The sequence below is a fragment of the Methylobacterium sp. WL103 genome, assembly GCF_008039885.1.
Taxonomy (GTDB): domain Bacteria; phylum Pseudomonadota; class Alphaproteobacteria; order Rhizobiales; family Beijerinckiaceae; genus Methylobacterium; species Methylobacterium cerastii.
Genome location: NZ_VRUX01000489.1, coordinates 1 through 3,250, shown reverse-complemented (window position 1 = coordinate 3,250; position 3,250 = coordinate 1). Strand labels below are relative to the sequence as shown.

Here is a 3,250-nt window from a genome sequence, read left to right as displayed (position 1 = left end):
GCCCTGCGCGACCTCGGGGCTCCCCGCGTCGCGGCCGCCGAGGCGGCTCAGCAGCGCGACCGCAGCGAAGCAGATCGCCAGGGAGCCGAGGGCGGCGATGATCACGATCGGGCCGCCGCTCACCGCGGCGACGACGTTCTGCTGGGCCGCCATGGCGACGACGATCGGGATGTACATGCCGCCCCAGAACTCGACGCCGAACTTGACGTTCTTGGTCAGGCGGCCGGTCCGCACCAGCCAGACGCGGGCGGCGATGAGCAGGATCATGGCGATGCCGACGCCGCCGACGTTGGCCTTCACCCCGAGCGCGACCCCGAGGAGGTCGCCGAGATACACGCCGACCAGCGTGCAGGCGGCGAGCAAGGCGACCCCGGCGATGATCATGGCCGGGGCCCGCGCGGCTCGAAGCCCCGGGGAGGCCGGTCGGAGCCCCACGAATGGGGGTTTTGCGGTGCGACGGGCTGCGGCATCCGGCGTCTCCGTCCCGATCTCGTGATTCGTCTCGGTTGCCCACCAGTATGCAAAATATTGACAGTTCGGCAATCTGGGATACGATGACGTGATCGAACGAGGTCGGCGCATACGCGTTCGATGTCGGATCGCGCGTTTGCATGCGAGCCGCAGCGTCGGGCTACCGGCTTCGAGGACATCGGAATGACCGACTGGCGCAAGCAGAGGACGGCGCGGGACGAGCGGATCGCGGCCGGCCGGGCGCATGCGTCCGGCAAGGTCGTGCGGCACGAGGCGGTGGTCGAGCTGCTGGAGGCGGTCCTGCGCCCCGGCGACCGGGTGTGCCTGGAGGGCGACAACCAGAAGCAGGCCGACTGCCTCGCGCGCGGCCTCGGCGCCTGCGACCCGGGCAAGGTCCACGACCTGCACATGGTCCAATCGGGCATCGTGCTGCCCGAGCACCTCGACGTGTTCGAGACCGGCATCGCCCGGCGGCTCGACTATTCCTATTCCGGCCCGCAAGGCGCGCGCATCGCCAAGATGCTCTACGGCGGGCAGATCGAGCTCGGGGCGGTGCACACCTACCTGGAGCTGTTCGCGCGCTACTTCATCGACCTCACGCCGAACGTGGCGCTCATCGCCGGCGTCTCGGCCGACCGGGCCGGCAACCTCTATACCGGCCCCAACACCGAGGACACGCCGACGGTGGTGGAGGCCACCGCCTTCAAGAACGGCGTGGTGATCGCGCAGGTGAACCAGATCGTCGACACGGTGCCCCGCGTCGACATCCCCGGCGACCGGATCGACTTCGTGGTCGAGGCGGACAAGCCGTTCTACGTCGAGCCGCTGTTCACCCGCGACCCGGCGGCCGTGACCGAGACGCAGATCCTGATGGCGATGATGGCCATCAAGGGCATCTACGCCGAGTACGGCATCCGCCGGCTCAACCACGGCATCGGCTTCGGCACCGCGGCGATCGAGTTGCTGCTGCCGACGTTCGCCGAAAAACTCGGGCTGAAGGGCAAGATCGCCACCAACTGGGCGCTGAACCCGCACCCGACGCTGATCCCGGCGATCGAGTCCGGCTTCGTCGAGCAGGTGCACTGCTTCGGCTCGGAAGTCGGCATGGACCGCTACATCGCCGCGCGGCCGGACATCTTCTTCACCGGCGCCGACGGGTCCTTGCGCTCGAACCGCGCCTTCTGCCAGACGGCCGGACTCTACGCCTGCGACCTGTTCATCGGCTCGACCCTGCAGATCGACCTTCAGGGCCATTCCTCGACCGTCACGACGAACCGCGTCGCGGGCTTCGGCGGCGCGCCGAACATGGGCTCGGACCCGCATGGCCGCCGCCACCCGTCCGACACCTGGATGAAGGCCGGGCGCGAGGCCGGCGGCACCGGCGACCCGGCCTTGAGGCGCGGGCGCAAGCTCGTGGTCCAGCTCGTCGAGACCTTCGGCGACGGGCTCGTGCCCGCCTTCGTCGAGCACCTCGACGCCCTGGAGCTGGCGAAGAAGATCGGTCTCGAACTGGCGCCGGTGATGGTCTACGCCGACGACGTCACCCACATCGTCACCGAGGAGGGCATCGCCAACCTCCTGCTCTGCCGCGACGCGGACGAGCGCGAGCAGGCGATCCGCGGGGTGGCCGGCTACACCGAGGTCGGCCGCGGCCGCGACAGGGCGAAGGTCGAAGCCTTGCGCGCCCGCGGCATCGTCCGCCGCCCGGAGGATCTCGGGATCGAGCCCCTCGACGCCGACCGCTCCCTGCTCGCGGCGCGCTCGATCAAGGATCTCGTGCACTGGTCGGGCGGCCTGTACGAGCCGCCCGCCCGGTTCCGGAACTGGTGAGATGGGTCCGTTGACGGAGAAGGCGTGGGACACGCCACGCGGCCCCCTCTCCAGTTCGGGTGGGGGTTGGGGTGAGGGGTGCGACCTCTCCGGAAAGACTTCGCCCCTCACCCTGTCCCTCTCCCGAACGGGAGAGGGGACCCGCGATCGGGCCGGATGGCGCTGCGAACATAAGGACGCGTTCCCATGGAAACGATGACCTTCCGCCACACCACGCAAAAGCCGCTCGCGGGCACCAAGGCGCAGGCGATCACCGGGGTGGTGGCGTCGGGCAACCTGGAGGTGCTGCTGGAGCGCGTGCTGCCGGCAGACCAGTGCACCATCGAGATCGCGACCCCGGTCGTCGGCTACGGCGACGTCTGGGAGGCGGTGGCCGCCGACTTCGTGGCGCGGACCCAGCCCGGCGGCTTGCGCATCGCGATCAACGACGGCGGCGCCCGGCCCGACACCGTGTCGCTGCGGCTGGCGCAGGGCGCCCGCCTGATGGAGGGCGGCCGATGAGCTTGAGCTGGTACGAGGCCAGCGCCCGGCAGCGCGTCGCGGCGCTCCTCGACGCGGACAGCTTCGAGGAATTCGTCGGGCCCGAGCAGCGCGCGATGAGCCCGCACCTGCCGCTGTTCGATCTGCCCCGCGCCTTCGACGACGGGATCGTGGTCGGCCGGGGCAGGCTCGACGGCCGCGCGGTCTACCTCGCCGCGCAGGAAGGCCGCTTCATGGGCGGCGCCTTCGGCGAGGTGCATGGGGCCAAGCTCGTCGGCCTTTTACGCGCCGCGCTCACCGAGACGCCGGACGCCGTCCTGATCCTGTTCGACACAGGCGGCGTCCGCCTGCAGGAGGCCAACGCGGGCGAGACCGCCATCGCCGAGACCATGCGCGCCATCGCCGACCTGCGCCGGATCGGCATCCCGGTGGTCGGGCTGGTCGGCGGACGCGCCGGCTGCTTCGGCGG

4 protein-coding genes are annotated in these 3,250 nt (G+C 70.6%); 3 read left to right on the top strand and 1 reads right to left on the bottom strand.

Annotation, left to right across the window (positions count from 1 at the left end; genetic code table 11):
- Positions 1 to 384: malonate transporter subunit MadL (madL, locus tag FV222_RS21030; protein ID WP_147815559.1), on the bottom strand; the 384-nt coding region annotated here is incomplete at its 3' end.
- A gap of 270 nt (positions 385 to 654) precedes the next feature.
- Here madL and mdcA point away from each other — a divergent pair.
- From mdcA to FV222_RS21010, 3 genes are all read left to right on the top strand, one after another.
- Positions 655 to 2,301, top strand: coding sequence for a malonate decarboxylase subunit alpha (gene mdcA / locus FV222_RS21025; protein ID WP_147763804.1), 1,647 nt, complete (start codon positions 655 to 657; stop codon positions 2,299 to 2,301).
- A gap of 186 nt (positions 2,302 to 2,487) precedes the next feature.
- A complete protein-coding gene (gene mdcC / locus FV222_RS21015) occupies positions 2,488 to 2,802 on the top strand; it encodes a malonate decarboxylase acyl carrier protein (RefSeq protein WP_147751568.1) in 315 nt (104 codons plus the stop codon).
- Positions 2,799 to 3,250, top strand: a 452-nt coding sequence (locus FV222_RS21010) for a biotin-independent malonate decarboxylase subunit beta (RefSeq protein WP_147815558.1), incomplete at its 3' end; no start/stop codon positions are given. The genes mdcC and FV222_RS21010, both read left to right, overlap by 4 nt.

Coding starts and splice junctions, on each gene's coding strand:
- mdcC (WP_147751568.1), top strand. CDS start 2,488: ATGGAAACGATGACCTTCCGCCACACCACGCAAAAGCCGCTCGCGGGC.
- mdcA (WP_147763804.1), top strand. CDS start 655: ATGACCGACTGGCGCAAGCAGAGGACGGCGCGGGACGAGCGGATCGCG.